The sequence below is a fragment of the Cryobacterium sp. PH31-O1 genome (genome assembly GCF_030063455.1).
Lineage (GTDB): Bacteria > Actinomycetota > Actinomycetes > Actinomycetales > Microbacteriaceae > Cryobacterium.
This window is the reverse complement of the sequence record NZ_JASITB010000006.1, coordinates 266,410-289,461: the sequence shown is the minus strand read 5'-3', so window position 1 is coordinate 289,461 and position 23,052 is coordinate 266,410. Positions and strand designations below refer to the sequence as shown.

Annotated in this window: 20 protein-coding genes; 10 read left to right on the top strand and 10 right to left on the bottom strand. The window is 66.2% G+C overall.

The window, feature by feature from the left end; all coding sequences use genetic code 11:
* Positions 1-8: 8 nt before the first annotated feature.
* Positions 9-3,428: an ATP-dependent helicase gene (locus tag QMK31_RS13950; RefSeq protein WP_283501542.1), complete on the bottom strand. Its 3,420-nt coding sequence runs from the start codon at positions 3,426-3,428 to the stop codon at positions 9-11.
* A complete protein-coding gene (locus tag QMK31_RS13945; RefSeq protein ID WP_283501541.1) occupies positions 3,425-6,634 on the bottom strand; it encodes an ATP-dependent helicase in 3,210 nt (1,069 codons plus the stop codon). Before QMK31_RS13945 ends, QMK31_RS13950 begins: the two co-directional genes overlap by 4 nt.
* Before the next feature lie 95 nt (positions 6,635-6,729).
* Between QMK31_RS13945 and QMK31_RS13940 the strand changes: the two genes are divergently transcribed.
* Both QMK31_RS13940 and QMK31_RS13935 read left to right on the top strand, forming a co-directional pair.
* On the top strand, positions 6,730-6,954 hold the full coding sequence (locus tag QMK31_RS13940; protein WP_092108379.1) for a DUF3107 domain-containing protein: 225 nt from the start codon (positions 6,730-6,732) through the stop codon (positions 6,952-6,954).
* A 5-nt stretch (positions 6,955-6,959) separates the two neighbouring features.
* Positions 6,960-7,268 (top strand): hypothetical protein, encoded by a 309-nt coding sequence (locus QMK31_RS13935; protein WP_283501540.1) that lies wholly within the window; start codon positions 6,960-6,962, stop codon positions 7,266-7,268.
* Between the two features lie 50 nt (positions 7,269-7,318).
* Here QMK31_RS13935 and QMK31_RS13930 read toward each other — a convergent pair whose 3' ends face one another.
* Positions 7,319-7,951: a ferritin-like fold-containing protein gene (locus QMK31_RS13930; protein ID WP_283501539.1), complete on the bottom strand. Its 633-nt coding sequence runs from the start codon at positions 7,949-7,951 to the stop codon at positions 7,319-7,321.
* A gap of 229 nt (positions 7,952-8,180) precedes the next feature.
* Here QMK31_RS13930 and QMK31_RS13925 point away from each other — a divergent pair, with 229 nt between their 5' ends.
* Positions 8,181-9,764 (top strand): DEAD/DEAH box helicase, encoded by a 1,584-nt coding sequence (locus tag QMK31_RS13925; RefSeq protein ID WP_283501538.1) that lies wholly within the window; start codon positions 8,181-8,183, stop codon positions 9,762-9,764.
* 238 nt (positions 9,765-10,002) lie between these two features.
* On the opposite strand, the gene QMK31_RS13920 is transcribed toward QMK31_RS13925, so the two are convergent.
* The gene (locus tag QMK31_RS13920; protein ID WP_283501537.1) at positions 10,003-10,872 is read right to left on the bottom strand and encodes a PHP domain-containing protein; all 870 of its coding nucleotides are present in this window, start codon (positions 10,870-10,872) and stop codon (positions 10,003-10,005) included.
* Between the two features lie 88 nt (positions 10,873-10,960).
* On the opposite strand from QMK31_RS13920, the gene QMK31_RS13915 reads away from it, so the two are divergent.
* Positions 10,961-12,007, top strand: a complete 1,047-nt coding sequence (locus QMK31_RS13915; protein WP_283501536.1) for an endonuclease/exonuclease/phosphatase family protein — start codon at positions 10,961-10,963, stop codon at positions 12,005-12,007.
* A 124-nt stretch (positions 12,008-12,131) separates the two neighbouring features.
* On the top strand, positions 12,132-13,676 hold the full coding sequence (locus tag QMK31_RS13910) for an aminopeptidase P family protein (protein WP_283501535.1): 1,545 nt from the start codon (positions 12,132-12,134) through the stop codon (positions 13,674-13,676).
* Positions 13,677-13,683: 7 nt separating this feature from the next.
* Here the strand turns inward: QMK31_RS13910 and QMK31_RS13905 are convergent, their stop codons facing one another.
* On the bottom strand, positions 13,684-14,211 hold the full coding sequence (locus tag QMK31_RS13905) for a YflT domain-containing protein (protein ID WP_283501534.1): 528 nt from the start codon (positions 14,209-14,211) through the stop codon (positions 13,684-13,686).
* A gap of 95 nt (positions 14,212-14,306) precedes the next feature.
* Here QMK31_RS13905 and QMK31_RS13900 point away from each other — a divergent pair, with 95 nt between their 5' ends.
* The 3 genes from QMK31_RS13900 to QMK31_RS13890 are packed head-to-tail and all read left to right on the top strand — an operon-like array spanning position 14,307 to position 17,354.
* On the top strand, positions 14,307-15,638 hold the full coding sequence (locus QMK31_RS13900) for a magnesium transporter MgtE N-terminal domain-containing protein (protein ID WP_283501533.1): 1,332 nt from the start codon (positions 14,307-14,309) through the stop codon (positions 15,636-15,638).
* The gene (locus QMK31_RS13895; protein ID WP_283501532.1) at positions 15,625-16,206 is read left to right on the top strand and encodes a DUF1003 domain-containing protein; all 582 of its coding nucleotides are present in this window, start codon (positions 15,625-15,627) and stop codon (positions 16,204-16,206) included. Before QMK31_RS13900 ends, QMK31_RS13895 begins: the two co-directional genes overlap by 14 nt.
* Positions 16,203-17,354 carry an Mrp/NBP35 family ATP-binding protein gene (locus QMK31_RS13890; RefSeq protein WP_283501531.1) on the top strand — a complete coding sequence of 384 codons (1,152 nt, stop codon included), beginning with the start codon at positions 16,203-16,205 and terminating at the stop codon, positions 17,352-17,354. Before QMK31_RS13895 ends, QMK31_RS13890 begins: the two co-directional genes overlap by 4 nt.
* A 4-nt stretch (positions 17,355-17,358) precedes the next feature.
* Here the strand turns inward: QMK31_RS13890 and ppk2 are convergent, their stop codons facing one another.
* Both ppk2 and QMK31_RS13880 read right to left on the bottom strand, forming a co-directional pair.
* Positions 17,359-18,183: a polyphosphate kinase 2 gene (gene ppk2, locus QMK31_RS13885; protein WP_283501530.1), complete on the bottom strand. Its 825-nt coding sequence runs from the start codon at positions 18,181-18,183 to the stop codon at positions 17,359-17,361.
* Between the two features lie 23 nt (positions 18,184-18,206).
* A complete protein-coding gene (locus QMK31_RS13880) occupies positions 18,207-18,596 on the bottom strand; it encodes a sec-independent translocase (protein WP_283501529.1) in 390 nt (129 codons plus the stop codon).
* An 87-nt stretch (positions 18,597-18,683) separates the two neighbouring features.
* Between QMK31_RS13880 and QMK31_RS13875 the strand changes: the two genes are divergently transcribed.
* Positions 18,684-19,316 (top strand): O-methyltransferase, encoded by a 633-nt coding sequence (locus QMK31_RS13875; protein ID WP_283501528.1) that lies wholly within the window; start codon positions 18,684-18,686, stop codon positions 19,314-19,316.
* An 83-nt stretch (positions 19,317-19,399) separates the two neighbouring features.
* Here QMK31_RS13875 and QMK31_RS13870 read toward each other — a convergent pair whose 3' ends face one another.
* The 3 genes from QMK31_RS13870 to dapE all read right to left on the bottom strand — a co-directional run bounded on the left by QMK31_RS13870 (position 19,400) and on the right by dapE (position 22,022).
* Entirely contained in the window at positions 19,400-19,576 is a 177-nt protein-coding gene (locus QMK31_RS13870; RefSeq protein WP_092108645.1) for a DUF3117 domain-containing protein, read from the bottom strand.
* A gap of 92 nt (positions 19,577-19,668) precedes the next feature.
* Positions 19,669-20,883 carry a putative hexosyltransferase gene (locus QMK31_RS13865; RefSeq protein ID WP_283501527.1) on the bottom strand — a complete coding sequence of 405 codons (1,215 nt, stop codon included), beginning with the start codon at positions 20,881-20,883 and terminating at the stop codon, positions 19,669-19,671.
* A gap of 17 nt (positions 20,884-20,900) precedes the next feature.
* On the bottom strand, positions 20,901-22,022 hold the full coding sequence (gene dapE, locus QMK31_RS13860; RefSeq protein WP_283501526.1) for a succinyl-diaminopimelate desuccinylase: 1,122 nt from the start codon (positions 22,020-22,022) through the stop codon (positions 20,901-20,903).
* 17 nt (positions 22,023-22,039) lie between these two features.
* Between dapE and dapD the strand changes: the two genes are divergently transcribed.
* Positions 22,040-23,026, top strand: coding sequence for a 2,3,4,5-tetrahydropyridine-2,6-dicarboxylate N-succinyltransferase (gene dapD / locus QMK31_RS13855; RefSeq protein ID WP_283501525.1), 987 nt, complete (start codon positions 22,040-22,042; stop codon positions 23,024-23,026).
* Positions 23,027-23,052: the final 26 nt, after the last annotated feature.

Genomic DNA, 23,052 nt, shown 5'->3' with positions numbered 1-23,052 from the left:
ACCGACAGCTACAACTTCTCCGGGCTCACCATCGATTCCGAGTCAGAATCATCCGAGTCAGAATCCGCAGTCGATTCCGAGTCTGAATCCGCGCGTTCCGGGGTCATCGCTCCAGACCAGGCGGCGAGCAGGTCGGCCTCAGAGTAGAGCCGTTCGGGGGCGATGATGGTGTCGTCGGCGACAAAGTAGAACACGGCGTCGACAATGCTCGGATCGATTCCCTTGAAGCGGGCGTAAGCCAGCCGGTAGAGCGCGAGCTGGGTCTGCTTGAGCTCCAGGTCGGCGGCGTTTTTGGGCGCCCGGCCGGTCTTCCAGTCGACCACCTGGTAGCCGGTGGCGGTGCGATAGACCGCGTCGAGCTTGCAGACGAAGACCTGGCCGCCGAGCACGTGGTGAATTTCAATCTCGACGTCAACCGGCCGACGCTCGGCCCACTCTGAACGTTCGAAGGTGGCCTGAAGCACCGCGAACTGTTCCTGCTCCGGCACGGCGAGGTCATTCAGCATGCCGCTACCGCCGCCGTATCCGTCGTCATCTCCGAAGTCGAGTTCATTGAGACCGGCATCAATGCTGTCGGTGCCGGTGCCGGTGGCGCCGGCACCGGCCCGACGTTCCACCCAGGAGTGGAAAAGTGTGCCCAGTCGGGTAGCCCGATAGGGGCGCTGAGGCATGGGGCGCCGCAGTTCGGCGGCGACGCCGGCCGGGTCGTCGACGTAGTCCTTGAACCGGGAGGCCGGGATGCGGGTGGGAACTGGTGCCACCCCGCCGCCGGCGAGGCGCAGGGCCCTTTCCTCGAGCAGCAGGGTGACCGCGTGTGACCAGCGGGTGGGGGCATCCGCTTCGCTGGTGCGCACCCGGGTCGCAGCGGCTTCAACCAGCGCGCGGCGGGTGCCGAGCGGGTCGAACGGCCACACTTCGGTGCCGTCGCCGCCGGACTCGGGTTTGTCGGCTTCGGTGCTCGTGTCGGGCACGGCGGCAATCAGCGCAGCGTCGGCAAGTTCGGTGAGATATCGACTGGGCTTTCTCACCGTCAGTCCCGGCCCCCAGAACGAGCCGGTCAGCAGCAGTTCCTGCTTGGCTCGAGTGGTGGCCACGTAGATGAGGCGACGCTCTTCGTCATCGTGGCGCGTCGCCAATTCGGCTTTGTACGCCTGGAAGGCCAGGTCGTAGTCGAGCTGCGTGTCGTGCCCGATTATTTCAAGCTCTGGCAGCTCGGAGCGGTCGCCGCGAAAACCGTAGGGAAGTTCGCCGAAACGCAGCCAGCCACTCGTATCGCGGGAGGCCGCGGGCAGACTCTTCTCCTCGAGGTTGGGAATGGCGACGAAATCCCATTCGAGACCCTTGGCTCCGTGAATGGTGAGCAACTGAACCGTGCCTTGCTCGGACAGATCGGCGCGCGGGCCGAGGTCGTCCTGCAGCTCAGCCCGCTTGAGCCAGCGCAGAAAGCTCGCCAGGGTGCCCTGCTCGTCGCTGTCGAGAAAAGCGCCAACGGTGTCGTGGAAGGAGTACAGGTTGGCGAGGCCCAGTTCGTTGGCCTCGTTCGCGATCAGTTCGATATCGAGCCGAAATTCCTGCTCGATCAGGCGCACGAAATCGAGCAGGGGCAGGCCGGCGCGGGAACGCAGCCAGGCCAGCTGGCGCCCGGCCGACTGCACACGAGCACGCCCAAGTTCGCTGAAGCCGGCAAACTGGCTGTGGGAATCGGGTGCCGTTCCGAGAAAATCGAGCGCGTCGACGAGGGAGCTGGCCTCATCACCCGCAACGGATTCCCGCAGCTTGCCACGCAGGTCGGCCGAAATGGCTTTCTGGGCCCAGTCGTGGCCGGCCAGCCAGCTGGCCACGCCGGCGAGCGCCTGCAGGTCGCGTGGGCCGACCCGGTAGCGGGCTCCGCTGAGCAGACGCACCAGTTCACTGCCCGCCGCGGGATCGTGCACCACCCGCAGCACGCTCACGACATCGGCGACCTCCGGTGTCGACAGCAACCCGCCGAGACCGAGCACGTGGGCGCGCACGCCGTGGGCCCGCAATACCTCGGCAAAGTAGTCCATCTCGCGCCGGGCGCGAAACAACATGGCGCCACTGCGTTGGGCCTGACCGTGTTCACCGCCCAGCCGGGCAGCGAACCAGTCGGCGATCGCTGCGGCCTCCTCGGCGATGGTTTGCGCCATGAACGCGTCGACCGCTCCTGGCCTGGTTTGTGCCGGAACCTTGAGGGTTTCGACCTGGATTCCGCCCGGCTTGGCGCGCAGCGCCGCGCTCAGGGGGGCGACCAGGGCGTTGGCGGCGTCGAGCACGGTGCCGGGGTTTCGCCAGGTGAACGACAACGACATGGTCGGGGCTGCGGTTGTGAGGCCGAAATCGCCGGTGATGAGTTCACGGCTGTTAAAATCCGTGGCGAAGCCGAGCAGGTTTGCGGAACTGGCGCCGCGCCATCCATAAATGGACTGGTGCGGATCGCCGACGGCCATGACCGGGTGGTCTCTGAACAGGGTGTGCAGCAGCTCGGTCTGCAGGACCGAGGTGTCCTGGTACTCGTCAAGAAGCACGACCCGGTACGAGTCGCGGTAGCGGCCGACCACCGCATCGACTTTTTGGCACACCTGCAGCGCCAGCGCCACCTGGTCGGAGAATTCGATCAGGCCGAGCCGGCGTTTCTCGGTGCTGTATCGTGCGGCGAGCTCGGCAAGCACCGGCAGCGGTGCGACCGCTGCGACAGAGTCCAGCACCGAATCGTAGGGCTTCTTCTTACGCGGGTTGCCGTAGGGCAGGTCGGGCAGGTAAGCGAAGCTGTCAGCCAGGCCGTTGAGATCGTGCGGGGCACCCGGCTCGCCCCCCAGCCATGCCGGTGGGTTCTCGGCGAGGACGCGACTGAGCTGCAGCACGGCATCGGTGACGAGGTCGACGCTTTTGCCGAACGGCACCAGCCGACCGTCGCCGTAGTCGATGACAACGCGCCTGGCGAGCAGCCAGGCGCTCGTATCGCTCAGCAGTACCGATTCCGGTTCCCGACCAAGCAGCAAGGCATTGTCGGTGAACAGCCGGCTGGCGAAGGAGTTGTAGGTGGAGACGCTCGGGGTGTTGAACAGGTCGGAGCCGATGGCGTCGTCGTCGGAGTCGACGAACGGCATGAGGCCGGCCGCGTCGAGGTCGGTGATGCGCTTGTTGATGCGTTCGCTCAGTTCGCCGGCGGCCTTCCGGGTGAAAGTGAGTCCAAGAATCTGGTCGGGGCGGGCGTGACCGTTGGCGAGCAGCCAGAGCACCCGGTTGGCCATGGTCTCGGTCTTGCCGCTGCCGGCACCGGCGACCACGAGGGTGGGCGTGAGCGGTGCCTCGATCACCGCCTGTTGTTCGAGTGTGGGCGGCGGCAATTCGAGCTTCGCGGCAATGTCGAGGGCAGAAACCCCCGTGGCGGTGGTGACAAGACTCATGAGCTGACCTGCTTGATGACGTGGATTCGGCAGGACCCGTGGCTGCGCGGGTCGAGGCAGTGCGAGGTGATCTCGGCGATGAAAGTGGCGCCGCCCATACCGGCGGCGTCCACACCGACCCGGGTGCGAAAAGCATCAAGCTGTTCAGGGGTGAACGCGGGCTGGGTGGGATTGCGGTAGTTCTGTTTCACCGTGCCGGAGGAGACGATGACAAGGCGGGCACCGGCCAAGGCCATATCCCCGGAGACGCCGTCGATCACACCCTCCTGGAATGCCAGCTGGTAGGCGCCGAGTTGCGGATGCTCAGCGACGCCGCTGTCACTGGTCGCGTCGCCCTTGCCTGTTTTCAGGTCGACGATGACGGCCCGTCCGTCGAGTTGGCGCTCCACCCGGTCGATCGTGCCCGAGAGCACGGCACCGCCGACCTCGAGTTCAAAACTGCCTTCGGCACTCAGCAGCTCACCGCCGCCGTGCTCGAAGTCCAGCAGGTACGAAGCCAGCCGATCGGTGAGCGCCCGGGCGGCGACTTTATGTACGCGCGATTGCCAGTCAGCGTCGAAGTCGAGTTCGTTCCAGCGAGCTTCCACCCCCTGCCAGAGCGCTTCGGGCCGACGGTCGGTCGACTCTTCCATGACCTTATGGATGATCGTGCCGAGGTTCGCTGCGGTGTTCGAACTACCGCCTCCAACCTGGCCGATCAGCCAGTGCAGCGGGCAGGTCTCGAACGCGGCCATGCGCGACGGCGAAACGCGCACCGGCTGGTCGCCGGCCTCCGGGTCGTTGAGTGGGCGCACGGTGCTTGGATCGGCCAGCCCGTACCAGTCGTGGGGCGCGGCGCCTGGCACGCTGTCGCGGGCCAGGCGGGCCAGCGTAGCCGCAGCATCTGCCGCCCGCGAACTGGTCTCGGAATCGGTGCGGGCCGGCAAGCGGATGGCGCGAGTCAAGTCACGCCGCAGTCGCCCGGCCAGACCGCGCAGCGACAGGGGGTATCGGCTGAGATCGTCGATGTCGGGCTCGGGTTCGGGCTGCGGCAGCAATCGCAGGAACGCGGATGGTTCGTTCTCTTCGTTACTGACGGCCGTGACGAGCAGTTCGGTGGTGGCACGGCTGGCAGCCTGGGCGAACATGCGCAGTTCGTCATGGAGCACCGCGGTGCGGGCATCGGTGCCGGGGGCGCTCTGACCGGAGGCGAGCTGGGCGAGGTCGCCCGCGCCGAGCAGGGAGCCACGGATGCGCAGATCTGGCCAAACGTTGGCCTGCACGCCGGCGACCACGACGACGTCGAAATCGCGACCGATGGTGCCGCTCGGGGTGGAGACGGTCACGGCCGCGCCGAGGGCTCGCGGCGCAAGGGTGTCTTCGGGCACATCGGTGTCGACGAGGTGTTCCAGGAACAACACCGGCGGGGCCGACGGGGTGCGTTCGACATATCGCTGCGCTGCCGAGAACAAAGCGACGACGGCGTCGAGGTTGTGGTTGGCTTCGTCGGCGACGATTCCGGTGCCGGTGGATTGTTCTTTCCACTCCCGGTCGAGGCCGCTGCGCTGCCACAGGCCCCAGAGCAGCTCTTCGATGGTGGCGCCGGCTTCGTATTCGATTCTCGCCTGGCGCAGGCTTGCCCCGCAGCCGGCCGCGCGGCGGGCAGTGCGGTTGTCGATGGCGGCGAGCAGTTCGGGGTTCTCCAGGGCGGCAACCAGCAGTTCGTCGGCGCTGCGCAGGTCGTCGGCGCTGCGCTCGTGGCGCGTGCGCGGCGTGGGGGTATCCTCGCCCGGCTCCGGCTGGTCTAGCTCCTGTTGACGCAGCGCTGCGCGCAGTCGGCGCAGCGTGATCGGGTCGAGCCCGCCGAGCGGGCCGCGCAGCAGGTCGATCGCCGCCTCAGGACCCAGCGGTTGGCGACCGAGGGTCACCTCGAGAGCAAGAATAAAGGCCTTCACCGCATATTCGTCGCGCAGCGCTGTGCTCGCGGTCGACACCTGGGTCGGCACCTCGAGGGCGGCGAGCCCCTTGGAGATCGACGGCACGAGCGATCCGGTGCGCACGATCACGGCCATCCGTGACCAGGGCGTGCCGTTGATCACGTGACGTTCACGCAACAGCCGGGCGATCACCGCGAGTTGATCGGCCGGGCTGGTGGCGACGACGGTGTGCACCGATTGGTCGAGCGGAGCAGCCGGGGTTTCAGCTTCGATGCTGGCCGCTGCGCGCTGGGTTCCGGCCGCGGCAGCGCCGATCCGGCTCGTGATCTGAGCAATAACCGAACGGATGCCCGCCCCGTGCCGATAGACCGTCTTCAGCACGACCGGCGCGGCCAGGTCGGCACCGAAATTCGCCGCTAAGTACGAGCCGAGGCGACCGAGGGCATCTGGATGGGCTCCGTGGAACGACCCGGTGCTGATGTCGGGATCGCCGACGGCGATGACCGCCACCCCGCGCGCCTGAAACTGGGCCAGCATGGTCAGCGTCGCCTGGGTGACTTCCTGGGCATCGTCGACAATGATGAGGCGCAGCCCGGCGAGCGTGCCGAGCTGCGCAGCTGCGGCTGGTCCGGCCGGCGCGCCCGCCACGATGGCGGCAGCATAGCGCGCCAGCTCGGTGGAGTCGTATTGGCCGGGGCGGGCCTGGTCCTTGGCATCTTCATAGCCGCGAATGAATTCGGCGGCCGCGACCCACTCGGGTCGACCCAAGGCAAACCGCTCGAGTTGGCCAGGGGTCACCCCGTATTCCACGGCGCGCATCATGAGATCGCGCAATTCGGTGCGAAAACCCCGCAGGCGGCGCACGTCGGGCCCGAGGGTGGCCGGCCACGCCGGACCGGCACCGTCGTCGAGGTGCCCCTGCAGCAGTTCGGCGATGATCTGGTCTTGCTCGCCACCGGTGAGCAGCGTCGGCGCCGGCCCGCCGGCCTGCGCAACAGCGGAACGCACAATTTGAAAGGCCACCGAGTTCGCGCTGCGAGCGAGCGGCCCGTTCGTTGGCACCCCGAGACGCAGTGCAATGCGGTCGCGCAGGGCGGTCGCGCCGGCACGGGTCGGCACCAGCACGAGCACCTCGCTCGGCGAATATCCCCGGTTCAGCACCCGGTCGGCCACGAGTTCAACGAGCGTTGTCGTCTTGCCGGAGCCGGGCGCGCCGATCACCGCAACGCTCACCCCGTCGGGGAGGTCGAGAGCGGCCTGCTGGGCGGCATCGGGATGGTGGTTGATCACAATTCAACGGTATCGGGTTGCGCCGACAGTGAACTCTGTCAGGGCCGCGGCGCGTTCTGTCGTACTCTGATCGCACGGCTACGAAAGGCAATTCTGTGGATATTCGCATTGGTATTTTCAACTCCCCCCGGGAAATCGGTTTTGAGACTTCGCAGCCAGCGACCGAGATCGAGGAGACCGTTGCGGCGGCGCTCTCTGGCCAGACCGGCTATCTGAAGCTCAGCGACAGCAAGGGTCGCGTCTACATCGTTCCGACCGTGGGCCTGGCCTACGTCGAACTCGGCAGCGAAGAATCGCGCCGCGTCGGCTTCGTCGCCTAAAGCGCGTGGAGCTTCTGTTCGTCGCGCTGTTCGGCGCGGTCATCGGTCTCGGCGCGCGCTATTTTCTGCCCGGTCGGTCGACGCAGGGTTCGGTGCTCGTTCCGGCAATCGGAACGGTCGCCGCAGCCCTGGTGTGGGTTGCACTGACCTGGCTCGGCTGGAACTGGGCCGAGGGGTGGATCTGGTGGGTGTCCCTCGGGGCCTCAGTCGCGGCATCCGTTGTACTGAATCTTGTGATTAGTCGGCGACGCATTCACGGCGATCAGCGGATGCTGCAACGTCTCGCTAAAACCGGTGCTCCGGAGACCGCATAAGACCCAGTAGGTACCAGCAGGTTCGCCAGGCCGAACGACCGGGCCCCGACCTAAGCCGTCAGGCCCAAGCCGTCCATTCGGCGGGTGTGCGCGGCGATGAGCTCGGTGAAGACCGGTTCGATGCGCGCCTCGGCACTATCGGCGGGATCGGCGGCCGGCATGGCCGACCGCGCCACGAGCAGCGTATCGCCGACAAGTCGGCGACCCCACATGGCGAGCCGGGAGCCGAGCGCCAGGTCATTCTCAATGGCGGTCTGAAGCTCGTGCACGAGTACGTCGGTGCCGGACTCTTCGCCGAGCAACTGCGCCACCCTCGGTCCGATGTCTCGCGGCAGGCCGTCGGAGAGACGAATTAAGAAATCGTCGAGCAACCCGCCGGCGAGGTAGCAGCTCAGCAACAGTTCATGCCAGTCGGCGCCGCTGGTCTTGCGGCGAAACTCGTCGAGGTCCGCAACGAACGGAGCCATCTCGGCGGCCGGTTCATGACCACGACGGCGAATCTCGTTTATCAGGCCGTGATGCTTGCTCAGGGCTCGACCGGCAGCGGCGCTGAGGCCTTCCTTGACGGCAAGGTTCGGCGCCGTCGCCACGGCCCGAGCCAGGGCTTCGAATTCGCCCAGCTCGCAGTACGCGGCTTGGCCCAGAAAATGCTGCACATCCGGTGCGAGCGAACTGATGTCCACTTTTTCGGTTGGCTGATTCCCCCCACGGGCGGAAAGCCGCGGAGTTTCATTGCGCTGCGGGCGCCAACCTACGCGTGAGACCACGGGCTTAGCTTAGGACAGCGCGCCTGTGGCTCGTGTCCAGACGGGGCAGTAAGGTGGAAATACGTCGCCGACAAGGATCGGCGGCCGCTGCCCGAGACGCAAAAACGGGCGCACTTCGCTTCCAGTTAATGACAGGCATACATTCGTGACTTTCTCCGAACTCAATATTGACCAGGACATGGTCGACTCCCTTGCAGCCAAGGGCATCCTCGAGCCGTTCCCCATCCAGTCCCAGACCATCCCCCTCGCCCTGTCCGGCCAGGACATCATCGGTCAGGCCAAGACCGGCACGGGCAAGACCTTCGGCTTCGGCCTTCCGGTCATCCAGCGCCTCGGTCTCGATCCAGAGCCCGGTGTGCAGGCGCTCATCGTCGTTCCGACCCGCGAATTGTGCGTGCAGGTCTCCGAAGACCTCGAGCTCGCTGCAACGGGCCGGGGCACCAAGATCGTCTCGATCTACGGCGGCAAAGCCTACGAGGGGCAGATCGAACAGCTGAAGGCCGGCGCGCAGATCGTCGTCGGAACCCCCGGCCGCCTGCTCGACCTTGCCAGCCAGCGTCTGCTGACCCTCGCCAACGTGCGCGAAATGGTGCTCGACGAGGCCGACAAGATGCTCGACCTCGGCTTTCTTTCCGACATCGAGAAGCTTTTCGCGCAGACCCCGTCTACCCGTCATACCATGCTGTTCTCGGCGACGATGCCCGGACCGATCGTGGCCCTGGCCCGCCGTTTCATGAACCGTCCGATCCACATTCGAGCGACCGACCCCGACGAAGGCCTCATGCAGGCCAACATCGAGCACCTCGTCTACCGCGCCCACAACATGGACAAGGACGAGGTCATCGGCCGCATCCTCATGGCGGAGGGACGCGGCAAGACCATCATCTTCACCCGCACCAAGCGCGCTGCCGCGAAGCTGGTCGAGGAACTCGGCGACCGCGGTTTCAACGCCACCGCCGTGCATGGCGACCTGAACCAGGAACAGCGCGAACGCGCCATGGCCAGCTTCAAGAGCGGCAAGAAAGAAATTCTGATCGCAACGGATGTCGCTGCTCGCGGCATCGACGTCGAAGACGTCACCCACGTGATCAACCACACCATTCCCGAAGACGAGAAGGCGTACCTGCACCGCGTCGGCCGCACCGGCCGCGCCGGCAAGACCGGCATCGCTGTTACGTTCGTCGACTGGGACGACCTGCACAAGTGGTCGCTCATCAACAAGGCCCTCGAGTTCGGCCAGCCGGAACCGATGGAAACCTATTCGTCGTCGCCGCACCTGTATACCGACCTGAACATTCCGGCTGGCTCGAAGGGCCGCCTACGGGCAACCCCGGTGAAAGATGTCGCCGCTGGCGAGGCTCGCACCAGCGGCGCCGGCCGTTCCGGCGGTGCCCGCTCCGGAAGCGGCAGCCGTTCCGACTCCGGTCGGTCCGGTTCGGCTCGCTCCGGCCGCTCCGAGGGCGCACGTGGCTCCGGCCGCGGCGACTCCACCCGCAACGCTGACCGCGCTGCGACGAGCCCGGTGGCCGCCACCGCCGCCGAGGATGCCGGCCGGCCCGCCCGGTCGCGCACCCGCGTGGGTTCCAGCACCAACCCGGAGGCCCCGGCCGCGACCCCCGCTGCCGGCACGCACGATGGTGGCGGAGCCGAGCACCACGACGGCAACAATGCTCCGCTTCGTCGTAGCCGCACCCGTCGTCGCTCGCCGCGGACCGGCAGCACCATCTAGCAGCCCCTCAAATTTACTCGCGCCCGGCGCCCGGGCTGCCCGCGCTTCGGCCCTGGCAGCCTAGGTGGCCGGGCCCTGTTGTTCACAACTGCGGAAATTCTTGCTCAGAGCCCGCGAAATCGGCGATTCCTGACCCGTTCCCCGGGAATCTCCGCAGTTGCAGCGACCACCGTCCGGGGCGAGCGTGTCGGCTGGGGAAGCCGTTGGACTGCGCGCCGCGGCCAGCTCGGAGCGGTAGTCAGCCGTAGACGGGAGTAGACCCGCGGCCCTCGGCAATGATGCGCTCGAGCACGTCGGGGGCGGTCGTGTTCTCGCCGAGCCGGTTGGGTTTGCCGGTGCCGTGGTAGTCGCTCGACCCGGTCACGAGCAGCCCCAATTTGGCGGCGAGTTCGTAGAGATGCGCGGTGGGTTCGGGCTTGTTCTCGCGGTGCCCCAGTTCGAGCCCGAACAGTCCGGCCGCGGCCATTGTTCTCAACCTGGACTCCGAGACGACATCGCCGATACCGCGCGTAGCCGGGTGGGCGATGACCGGCACTCCCCCGGCGGCGCGCACGAGTTCAATCGCCCGGAGCGGGTCGGGGGCGTAGTGCGGCTGAAAGTAGCCGGCCTTCCAGTGCAGAATATCGGCGAAGGCGGCACTGCGATTCAGGGCGTGCCCCCGTGCAACGAGGGCATCAGCGATGTGCGGCCGGCCCACGGTTGCGTCGGGAGTCGTCTGGGCGAGCACGTCGTCCCAGCTCAGGTCGTAGTCCATTCCGATGCGGGCGACCATCTGCTCGGCCCGGCTGAGGCGGGCGGCGCGCACCCGCGTCATCTCACCCAGCAGCGCCGAGTCGGCGGGGTCAAAAAGATATGCCAAAAGATGCACACTGGCGTATTGCACCCGGGTACTGAATTCCATTCCGGGAATAAGCGTGAGGTGCTCCTCGCGCGCGGCAGCGGATGCCTCAGCCCAGCCAGCGGTCGAATCGTGATCGGTCAGGGCAATCGTGCCGAGACCCGCCGCGGAGGCCGCACGAACGAGTTCAGCCGGGGTCTCCGTACCGTCCGACACGCTCGAATGGGCGTGCAGGTCGATCGGACCCCGGAATTGCCGCGCGACTGCCATGACCCCATGCTAGTTGGCCGTCTGCGCCCCTTCCGCGCTGGGCGGGGGCTGGGGATTCCCCAGAATTCTGAACTAGGGTTTTTGCACAATGCTTTCCCGACTCCTCCGCGCCCTGGTCTTCATCGGCGCCGCCGTTTTTCTGCTGGTCCTGACCTGGCCGCAGGCGTTCGGCCTGCACAACACCTGGGTGGTCGCCCACCTCGTCTCGTTCCGCGCCATCGCCGTGATCGGCGCGGGCGTCGGCATCATTCTGATGGGGTTGCTGCGCTTCATTCACCCGCTGCGCCGAACCCTCGGCATGGCCATGGTGTTGCTCGCTCTGTTCGCCGTGGCTAATGTCGGCATTCTGGTCTCCCGCGGCTTCATCGCCAGCAGTGTGCTGGCCGCCGAGCCTGGCAACGAAGCGGATGCCGGTTCGGTGACGATACTCAGCTGGAACACACTCGGCGACGCCCCAGGAGCCGAGGTCATCGCCGACCTCGCGGTGGCGCAGAACGCCGACGTCGTGACACTGCCAGAGACCACCGAAGAGACCGGCATTCTGATCGCCGAAGCGATGCGCGACGCCGGCCGCCCCATGTGGGTGCACACGCTCGCATTCGACCTGATTTCCAAGGCCCGTTCCACGACGCTGCTGATCAGCCCCGATCTCGGCGACTATGTTGTGAGCAATGCCGCGGGTTCCGGACCGCCCGGTAACACCAACGTGCTGCCGACCGTCGTCGCCGAACCTGCGGACGGCTCCGGCCCGACCATTGTGGCCGTGCACGCGGTCGCCCCGATCCAGTATGAGATGTCGAACTGGCGCAGCGACCTCGATTGGCTCGCCACCCAGTGCCAGGGCGAGAACGTGATCATGGCCGGCGATTTCAATTCGACCCTGGACCACCTGGCGGGTCGGGCCAGCGGAGGCACCGGAACCGTTTTGGGCAACTGCGCCGATGCCGCCCTGTCGGCCGATGCGGCCTCCGTCGGCACCTGGCCCACGAGCGTTCCCGCGCTGCTTGGCAGCCCAATCGACCACGTGATGGCGACCACGAACTGGTCGGTGACCGCGCTGCAGGTGCTCGAGTCCCTCGATGACGCCGGCAGCGACCACCGACCGATCGTCGCGACGCTGACGCCGGCGTCCTAGCAGTCGGAAGGCGCAGCACATCTGGAAGGCGCGCAGCATCTGGAAGGCGCGCAGCATCCTCTCGTCGCAGCATCTGCAGCAGCGTGATCGGCCGCTGCCCAGAGTGCGGTGCGAGAATGGGGGAATGGCTGATACCACTGCTCCCGCACCTCCTTCCGCTGCGCGCTCGAACGAGAACCGTTCGACGACTCCGGGATCCACCGGCTTCAAATCGTTCATCGCGAGCGGCTGGGCCGAGCGTACCGACGTGCTGCCGTCGGCCCGGGAGCAGGCGCCGTTCGCCGCCGCGCGCCGGGCCCGCATCTCGGCGCAGTACCCCGGCCAGCGCCTGATCATTCCGGCGGGCCGGTTGAAGCAACGCTCCAACGACACCGACTATGCCTTTCGCGCCCACTCCGCCTTCGCCCACCTCACCGGTTGGGGCAGCGACAGCGAGCCCGGCGCCGTGCTCGTCCTCGAACCGGCGCCCGCCGGCGGTCACGAGGCGACCCTGTACTTTCGGGAACGAGCCGGCCGCGATTCCGACGAGTTCTACGCCAACCCGGATATTGGAGAGTTCTGGATCGGCCCGCGCCCATCGGTCGCCCAGGTGGCGAGCGACCTTGCCCTCAAGGTGCGCGGCATCGCCGACCTCGCCGCCGTTCTGCACGCCGTCGATAGTGAAACCCTCGTGTTGCGGGAAGCCGACCCGAACTTCACCGAGCGCGTCGACGAGGCCCGCCTGCGCTTCTCCGCCGAGCGGGTATTGGGCAGCAATGCCACCGACTCTCCGTTCAGCATCGAGATCAACGCCGAGCACGAGCCAGACGCTGCGTTGGCCCGCGACCTCTCCGAGCTGCGCCTCGTCAAGGACACCTGGGAGATCGCGCAGATGCGCCTGGCCGTCGCGGCCACCGCCCGCGGATTCGACGATGTCATCGCCGACCTGCCCCGGTCGAGCGTGCATGCCCGCGGGGAACGCCTGGTCGAAGGGGTATTCAACACTCGCGCCCGCAGCGACGGCAACACGGTCGGCTACGACACCATCGCCGCCTCCGGCCCGCACGCCTGCATCCTGCACTGGACCCGCAACGACGGCGTCGTCGCTCCCGGCGACCTCATCCTCATCGACGCCGGCGTCGAGCTCGACAGCTACTACACCGCCGATATCACCCGCACCCTGCCGGTGAACGGTGTTTACAGTGAGGTGCAACGCCTGGTCTACGAAACGGTTCGGGAAGCAGCGGATGCCGCCCTCGCCGTCGTTCACCCCGGCGCGGTCTTTCGCGACGTGCACGCCGCAGCGATGGCCGTCATCGCCCGGCGCACCGCCGAGTGGGGCATGCTCCCGGTCACCGCCGAGGAGGCCCTGCAGCCGGAGAACGGCCAGCACCGGCGTTACATGGTGCACGGCACCAGCCATCACCTCGGTATTGACGTGCACGACTGCGCCCAAGCCCGCCGGGACATGTATATGGATGGCGTGCTCGAACCGGGCATGGTCTTCACGATTGAGCCTGGCCTGTACTTTCAGCCAGACGACCTCACCGTACCGGTCGAATTTCGCGGCATCGGCGTGCGCATCGAGGACGACATTCTGGTGACCGAGACGGGTGCCGAGAATCTGTCGGCGGCAATTCCGCGCACCGCCACCGAGGTCGAGGCGTGGGTCGCCGCTGCGCAGCGCTGATGTGTGACTAGATCTGGGAGATGGGCGGAGTCGGCGGCTCGGGCTCGCGTTGGCCGCCGAGCAGGTTGCGGGCTCGGTTGGCCAGCTCGGGGTCGACGATTACCTCGTAGCTCGTCGCAATGACCTGCATCGTCGAGGTGAAGTCACGCCGGCGTCGGTTGATGGCGTAGCTCGCGATGCCGAGAAGCATGCCGAACCCGGCACCCATGATCAGGGCGGCAAACACGAACGGCAGGCTCGACCCGGTCGGTGAGAACAAAAAGAACAGGATCCCGAAGAAGATTCCGAGCCAGGCACCCGATGCCGCGCCCGCGAGCGCGACCCGGCCGTAGGTGAGTTTGCCGGTCACCCGCTCGACGCTCTTCAGGTCGTTACCCACGATCGAGAGCTGTTTTACCGGAAAATCGGCCTTCGCGAGGGTATCGACCGTGGTCTGCGCCTCGGCGTAAGTGGAGTAGGTGGCGAGCACCTCCCCGCGGGGCAACACGGGGGGCAGCACCGGGCGGCGCCGGGAGAAAAGGCTCTGGTTGCTCATAGCCCCATTCTTCCACGCCGACCTGACCCTGCGGCGAAACGACGAAGCGTTCGTGGCTGGCCACCATTTTCAGGCCAGTGGCCTACATTTATATTGTGAGTGCCACCAGAGTTTTTGTTGCCCGACTGGCCGGGTGCACCGTTTTCGACCCCGCGGGCGACCGCGTGGGCAAGGTGCGCGATGTTCTCGTGGTCTATCGAAAAAACGACCCGCCCAGCGTCGTCGGCCTGATCGTGGAGATCCCAGGCAAACGACGCGTGTTCGTGTCGATCAACCGGGTCACCAGTATCGGCAGCGGCCAGATCATTACGACCGGTCTCATTAACGTGCGCCGGTACGAACAGCGCGGCGGCGAGGTACGTGTCATCGCCGAACTGCTCGGCCGCAAAGTGCTCTTCGCCGACGGTTCGGGTGAAGCGACCATCGAAGACGTCGCGATAAAAGAGGGTAACGAGGCCGATTGGGCCATCAGCCAGCTCTTTGTTCGCCGTCCTAAAACCAGCGCCTCCCCGTTCGTGAAGGGCGTGACCACTTTTGTTACCTGGCCCGAAGTTCGCGAGAAAGCAATCAAGGGCCAGGCGCAGTCTGCCGAGCACCTGATTGCGACCTACTCCGACCTCAAGCCGGCCGACCTTGCCAATACCCTGCTCGATCTCCCGCGTGCACGCATGTTCGAGGTGGCCGGCGAACTGCCCGATGACCGCCTCGCCGACGTGCTCGAAGAGATGCCTGAGGCAGACCAAGTCGGCATCCTGACCAGCCTGGGAGACGCCAGAGCCGCCGACGTGCTCGACCAGATGCAGCCCGATGACGCGGCAGACCTGATCGCCCAGCTGCCAGAGGAGCGCGGTGAGCAGCTGCTCGACCTGATGGAGCCCGAAGAAGCCGAAGACGTGCGTTTTCTGCTCTCCTACGCCCCCGACACCGCCGGTGGGCTTATGACGACCGAGCCGATCATCGTCTCGGCCGATGCCACCGTCGCTGAGGGGCTCGCGCGCATCCGTCGACACGACCTGGCCCCGGCGCTCGGCGCGGCGATCTGCGTGACCCTGCCGCCCTACGAGGCGCCCACGGGGCGTTTTCTGGGCATGGTGCATTTTCAGCGGATGCTGCGCTACCCGCCCCACGAACGCCTCGGTACGCTGCTCGATGCCGGGCTGGACCCGGTGACAGCCGACACCTCGGCCGCTGAGGTCAGCCGTATCCTGGCGAGCTACGACCTCGTGTCGGTGCCCGTTGTCGACGAGAATTACCGACTGGTCGGGGTGGTGACCATTGATGACGTGCTCGACTACCTCCTGCCCGACGACTGGCGCAGCCACGACGGCAACGACGATGTGCGGCGCCGTGCTGCCGCGCGCAGCGAGCTGAGAACCGGCAGCATCCCGCTGCCCGGAGCGCAAAGGACAGCTCGTGGCCCGCAATAACCGCGCAGACCTGCGCCTGGACGCGCCGAAGGGCCTCCGAACCGGCAACATTGTGGGCCTCGGTCGCAACGGGCACAGCCGAGACCGATTCGGCCGATTCACCGAGGCTATCGCCCGTGGCATGGGCACCCCGTGGTTTCTACTCGGGCTCACCCTGTTCGCCGCCGCCTGGATCTCCTGGAATACCCTGGCCCCGGTGTCCTGGCGGTTCGACTCCGTCGCGCTGGGATTCATCGCCCTCACCCTCGTGCTCTCGATGCAGGCGTCCTATGCCGCGCCGATGATTCTGCTCGCCCAGAACCGGCAGGACGACCGCGACCGGGTGCAATTCGAACAGGACCGGCAGCGAGCCGAACGTACCCTCGCCGACACCGAGTACCTCGCCCGAGAGGTCGTGGCCCTGCGCATCGCGATCAAAGACATGGCCTCAAAGGACTTCATTCGCGCGGAAATGCGAGCGCTGCTCGAGCATCTGGACGAGCGCAGTCATCTGGACGAGCGCGGTCACCTGGACGAGCGTTCAGATCCCGACAACATCAGCACCACGGAAAGCCGCCCCACCGCATGAATTCTGAGCCCGACAGCATCCGCTCCCGCGTTTTCACCGCTCTGGCCGGAGTGACCGACCCGGAGATTCGCAAGCCCATCACCGAGCTCGACATGGTGTCGGGGGTGATGGTGAGCGACGAAGGGTTGGTGACCGTCGGCATCCGCTTGACCATTGCCGGTTGTCCGGCCGCTGCGCGCATCGAGAGCGATGTTCTCGCCGCCGCCGAGTCGGTGTCCGGCGCGGGCCGCGCGAGCGTCGAGGTGGCCGTCATGACGCGCGAGCAGCGCACCGCGCTCACTGAGAAGTTGCGCGGCGGCCAGGCGGAACGCAGCGTGCAGTTCGGCCCGGAGTCGCTCACCCGGGTCTACGCGATCACGAGCGGTAAGGGCGGCGTCGGCAAGTCCACCGTCACCGCAAACCTGGCGGTGGCGCTGGCGGGCGAGGGACTGCGGGTGGGTATCGTCGACGCCGACGTGCACGGTTTCAGCATTCCCGGTCTGCTCGGCCTCGTACACGACGGGCTCGCGGTCAAACCGACCCAGGTCGGCGACATGATTCTGCCGCCGATCGCTCACAACGTGAAGGTCATCTCGATCGGCATGTTTATCGACGATGCATCAGCCGCCGTCGCCTGGCGCGGTCCAATGCTGCATCGCACGATCAAACAATTTCTCACCGACGTGTACTTCGGTGATCTCGACGTGCTGTTGCTCGACCTGCCGCCCGGCACCGGCGACGTCGCCATCACGGTCGGCCAGCTACTACCGCACGCCGAGGTCATTGTCGTGACCACCCCGCAGGCGGCGGCGGCCGATGTGGCCGAGCGAAGCGGAATCGTAGCCCGGCAGACCGGTCAGAGCGTGTTCGGCGTGATCGAGAACATGTCGGCGATGGTGCAGCCCGATGGCAGCCTGCTCGAACTTTTCGGTTCGGGCGGCGGCGCGGAGGTCGCGCGGCGCCTGTCGGTCGGCCAGGCCGCCCCGGTACCGGTAATCGCCCAGGTTCCGCTGAGTCTGGCCCTGCGTACCGGTGGGGATGCCGGGCTGCCCGTCGTGCTCGGGGCGCCGGATGACCCCGCAGCGCGCGCCATCCTCGCGCTCGCCCGCAGCATGAAGACGCGCGCCAAGGGCTTGGCCGGAGTGAGCCTCGGCCTCCGGCCGCGCTAGCGCCCTACTCCGTCGGCTTGGCCAGTGTCGCCGCGTGGTCGGGAACCTGGTGGTTCTCCTCGCGCGGAGGTCGCTCATAGTCTGACGCCGGCGGACGCGGCGGAATGTGCACCTTGGGCGGGTCGATCTTCTCGTAGGGCACGAGCGAGAGCAGATGGTTGATCACGTTCAGCCGGCTGGCCCGCTTGTCTTCGCTCTCGACGACCCACCAGGGGGCTTCGGCGATGTCGGTGTGCACGAACATCTCATCTTTGGCCTTGGAATAGTCGACCCATTTGGTGATCGACAGCACGTCGGTTTCAGAGAGCTTCCAGCGCCGCATCGGGTCGTTCAGTCGCGACCGAAAACGTCGTTCCTGCTCCAGGTCCGAGACCGAGAACCAGTATTTGACTAGCAGAATGCCGTCTTCGACGAGCATCCGCTCGAACAGCGGGGCCTGGTGCAGAAAACGACGATATTCATCACTGGTGCAGTAGCCCATGACCCGTTCGACACCAGCACGGTTGTACCAGGAGCGGTCCATTAGCAGGATCTCCCCGGTCGACGGCAGGTGCTCGATGTAGCGCTGAAAATACCATTGACCGCGCTGGCGTTCGGTCGGCATCGGCAGAGCCACGATGCGGGCAACCCGGGGGTTGAGGTATTCGGTGATGCGTTTAATCGCCGAGCCCTTGCCGGCAGCATCGCGACCCTCGAAGATCACCACGACGCGGGCACCGGATGCCTTCACCCACTGCTGCATCGTGACCAGTTCGGCTTGCAGGCGGGCCAGTTCGGCTTCGTAAACCTTCTTCTTGACGCGCACAACCGTTGGGGGGCTTTTCGACATCGGATCTCCTTTACGAAGGGGCTTTAGGTGGCCTCAGAATCGAATGGGGCCGGCTCGAGCGCGGCCAGGGCCGCTTCCCTGGCACGCTTGCGTTTCAGGTAGGCGCCGTCGGGGTTGGGCTCGGCGCGAGAAATCATCGCTGACTGCTCCTTGACCGGGTCTTCGTCGGCGAGGGCTTCCCGAATGATCCGGCGCGGGTCATACTGGCGCGGGTCCAGTTTTTTCCAGTCCAGATCGTCGAATTCCGGGCCCATTTCGTCGCGCATGCGATCTTTAGCACCGTTGGCCATGTCGCGCAACTGGCGCACGAGGCGAGCGAGCTGAGCGGCGTAGTGCGGTAGCTTGTCGGGGCCGAGCAAGAAGACAGCGATGATCCCGATCAGAAGAATCTTCTCGAACGTCAGCCCAAACATGTCCTTAGAGTAACTGTCCGGCGAGGCATCCACAGACCACACACGCCCCGGCCCTAGTCTTGACCTAATCATCTACTGGAGTTACTTGTGTCTGACATTGAACTGAACTGGAAATTCTCCGACGACTGTGTCGTGGAGTCCGAAGCCATCGCCCGAGCGCGCCAGCAATCCCTCGAGCTGGGGATCGACGCGATCGCTCCCGCAGTCGGGGCGCAATCGGCTGTTCTGGCGGCCGCCACCGGGGCTCGCAGCATCCTCGAAGTCGGCACGGGTGCCGGAGTCTCCGGCATCTGGCTGCTGACCGGGGCGCCGGGCGCCACCCTCACCTCGATTGATACCGAGGTCGATCATCTGCAGCACGCGAAGGCGAATTTCACCGAGGCGAAGATTCCGGCCAACCGGGTGCGTTTGATCACGGGCAAGGCCAGCGAAGTGCTGCCACGCATGAACGAGAATTCCTACGACATCGTGTTCATCGACGCCGATCCGCAGTCGGTCATCGAATACGTCGAACACGGGCTGCGCCTGGCTCGCCCGGGGGGAACCGTGCTGGTCGCGCACGCCCTCTGGCGTGGCCGGGTTGCCGACCCGGCCCAACGCGACGATGTCGCGACCGGGTTTCGCACGCTGCTCACCGAAATCGCGGCGTCGAGCGCCGTGATCAGCGCGCTCTCCCCCGTCGGCGACGGACTACTGCAAATCACCAAGCTGCGCGCCTAACCGCACGCAGACGATAGAACGCAGACACAAAAGAACGGCTGCCGTGGCAGCCGTTCTTTTGTGTTGCTTTTAGGAACGCGAGGCTATTTCGCCGCGGCGACAACCCCGGCGAGTGCGTCGTGAAGTTCCTTGGCCTCGGCGTCGTTCACTGAGACAACGAGCCGACCCCCACCTTCGAGCGGTACACGCACGATGATCAGGCGCCCCTCTTTTACAGCCTCCATTGGACCGTCTCCGGTCCGTGGCTTCATGGCCGCCATGAACTCCCCTTCCATTCGTCTTTGTATAACCATTATCGACTATCTCGGCCCTAGACGTAAATTCGCGTCAGGTTTGGGTCGGGAGCCGCCCGTTACGGTGGCGTCCAGTCATACCCGTCCACTCCCCAACAGATCAGCAGCCAGCCCCACTGACCGGCCACGAAGAGCAGAACGATCGATACCCGGTAGAGCCGGCTGCGCGGTAGCGCGGCAGCGCCGAGCAGGGGAAACATGGGCATGAGCAGCCGAAACGTGCTCGATTGTGGAAAGAAGACCGCGAGCAGGTAGAGGCCGTAACTGGCCACCCACAGGCGCAGGTCCACGCCGAGCCTGCGTACGGCCGGCGTGAACAGCAGCACAACGAAGCTCAGAATAAGAGCGGTAACCACCACGATGCCCCAGACGCTCCCGAGCCAGAAGACACCCCCCTGAAACCAGGCGGTAAACGGAACGAGCTCCTGATAGCCGATGTACGGCGCCCGCCAGGCCAGCTCGGTGTCGGTGTACGCCATCAGGTCGCCGGTGACCACCCCGGCCGTGATCGGCCAGGCCAGACCCATTAACGCGCTGAACAGGGCAACGGATGCCGCCAGCATCCGCTCTCGAAGAAAAAACGGGTCGCGGGAACGCGTGACGAAGCGGAATATCACGTGCAGGCCGAGTGCCAGGGCGAAGGCGAGGCCGCTCGGCCGGGTCAGCGCCATCACCGCGATGACCGGGAACAGCAGCCAGTATCGGCGTTCGAGAAGCAGGTACAGCGCGAGGGTCAGAAAGAACAGGTACATCGATTCTGCGTAGGCAAACTGCAGAATCGGCGACAGCGGGGCAACGCAGAACAACACGACCGAGAACAACGCCGTCGCCGGTGACTGCACTCGCGTCATCAGGCGGTAGAACAGCAAGGCGGTGCCGAGGCTGAACGCGAGCGACACGAACACCGCGACCGGTGCCCACGGCAGGTTGCTCAGTTCCATCAGCAGCCGGGCCAGCACCGGGTATCCGGGCATGAAGGCCCAAGCGCTCTCGCCGATCTGCCCGGTGTCGGTGACCGGCAGCACGTTCGGATAGCCGCCCATCGCGACAATGTTGTACCAGCGGCCATCCCACATGGTGGCGAAATCGGCGTATCTCGGGCGTGCGCCGGTCCAGGCGTTTGGGCCCTGCACGCTCGCCAGCACGAGCACGAGACTCGTCGTGACCAGGCGCGACAGGGCCCAAACCACAAATACCTTGCCCCACCACGGGGTCAGCCGGTAGCGGGCGCGCCAAGCGGCCGGCAGCCGGTGCGACGGGCGGGAGCGGGACATCCGTTGTGGGTGTGGGGTTAACGAACGGATGCGCTCAGCCAGGCGCGCAGGCCGTTCTCACACGCCGTGATCTCGGCCACGGCCACACGTTCGTCGTCGGCGTGTGCCTTGAGCGGATCGCCGGGGCCGTAGTTGACGGCCGGAACTCCGAGGGCGGAGAAGCGTGCGACGTCGGTCCAGCCGTACTTGGGGGTAGCGACACCGCCGACGGCGTTGAGGAATTCGCGGGCGAGCGGGGCGTCGAGTCCCGGCCGGGCGCCCTCGGCCCGGTCCACCACGGTGAGGTCGTAGCCGGCGAACAGCTCGCGCAGGTGGGCGACCGCCTCGTCGCCGCTGCGGCTCGGGGCGAAGCGGTAGTTGACGTGCACCATGCACTCGTCGGGGATGATGTTGCCGGCGACGCCGCCGGTGATTCCGACCGCGTTGAGGCCTTCGCGGTAGACCAGGCCCTCGACCTCAACCTCGCGAGCCTGGTATGTGGCCAGGATATTCAGGATCGGCGCAGCCTTATGGATGGCGTTCTCGCCGACCCAGCTTCGGGCCGAGTGCGAGCGCAGGCCGAACGTGCGAATCTCCACGCGCAAGTTGCCGTTGCAGCCGCCCTCGATCTGGCTTCTGGTTGGCTCGCCGAGAATGGCGAAGTCGCCCTTGAAGAGGTCGGGACGATTGCGGGCGAGGCGGCCGAGACCGTTGAGGTCGTCGGAGACCTCTTCGTGGTCGTACCACATCCAGGTCACGTCGACTCCCGGATCGCTCAGCTCGGCGGCGAGCTTGAGCTGCACGGCCACCCCCGCCTTCATGTCGACGGTGCCGCGGCCCCAGAGATACTCGGTGCCGTCGATCGTCTCGTAACGGGTCGGCAGGTTGTCATTGAGCGGCACGGTGTCGATATGGCCGGCGATGACGACCCGCTGGGCACGATTGAGGTTGGTACGGGCAACGACGGTGTCACCGTCGCGAATGATCTCGAGGTGGTCGAAACTTTGAAGGGCGGCGACGATCGCGTCGGCCAAGGCGGTCTCATCGCCCGAAACCGACTCCATGTCGCAGATTTGCCTGGTCAGTTCGATGGACGTTGCCGTGAGGTCAAGCACGCTGAGTGGCGAGGGAGCGCTGGGGGCCGGAGTCGAAGGATTCACCCTACTAATCTAGAGGTATGCTCTCCGTGGTTTCCGAAAACGCCCTGCCCACCTCGTCAGCCCAGGCCTGGGGGTACGGTCTCGCGACCATAGCCACCGACGGCACCGTGCTCGACACGTGGTTCCCGTCCCCGGCGCTTGGCGCGCTGCCGACCGGGCGCGATCGCTGGATTGTTCCGGCGGAGTTGAGCGAAGCGGCCGGCGACGATGCCCGCCGCGCCGTGCGCCTCGAAGCGGTCACGGTCGAGATCACCCTCGCCGCAGCACCGGCCAGCACCTCGGATGCCTACCTGCGGCTGCACTTGCTCTCTCACCTTCTCGTTCTGCCGAACAGCATCAATCTCGACGGTATCTTCGCTTTTCTGCCCACCGTGGTCTGGACCAATGCCGGCCCGATGCTGCCGGCCGACTTCGCCCGCCTGCGGCCGTCCCTGCAGCGCGCCGGCATCCAGGCGAGCGGCGTCGACAAGTTTCCGCCGCTGCTCGACTACGTCGTGCCGGCCGGCGTGAGAATAGCGGATGGCTCCCGCGTGCGGCTCGGTGCCCACCTCGCCCCCGGTACCACCGTGATGCACGAGGGGTTCGTCAATTTCAACGCCGGAACCCTCGGCTCCTCCATGGTCGAGGGCCGTATCTCCCAGGGTGTCGTGGTCGGTGACGGCGCGGATATCGGTGGCGGGGCATCCATCATGGGTACCCTCTCCGGTGGAGGCACCCAGCGCATTTCGATCGGCGCCCGCGCGCTTCTCGGCGCCAACTCGGGTGTTGGCATCGCGATCGGTGACGACAGCGTCGTCGAAGCCGGGCTCTACGTGACGGCAGGTACCAAGGTCGTTCTGGCCGGCGAACCACGGCTCACCGACGGCACTTTCGCGACGGTGAAGGCGGTCGAGCTCTCCGGCGTGCCGAACCTGCTGTTTCGCCGCAATTCCCTCTCGGGCGCCGTCGAGGTGCTCACCCGCAGCGGCAGCGGCATTACGCTCAACGCTGCGCTGCACGCCTAACACCCGCGCAACGGATGTCGGTGGGT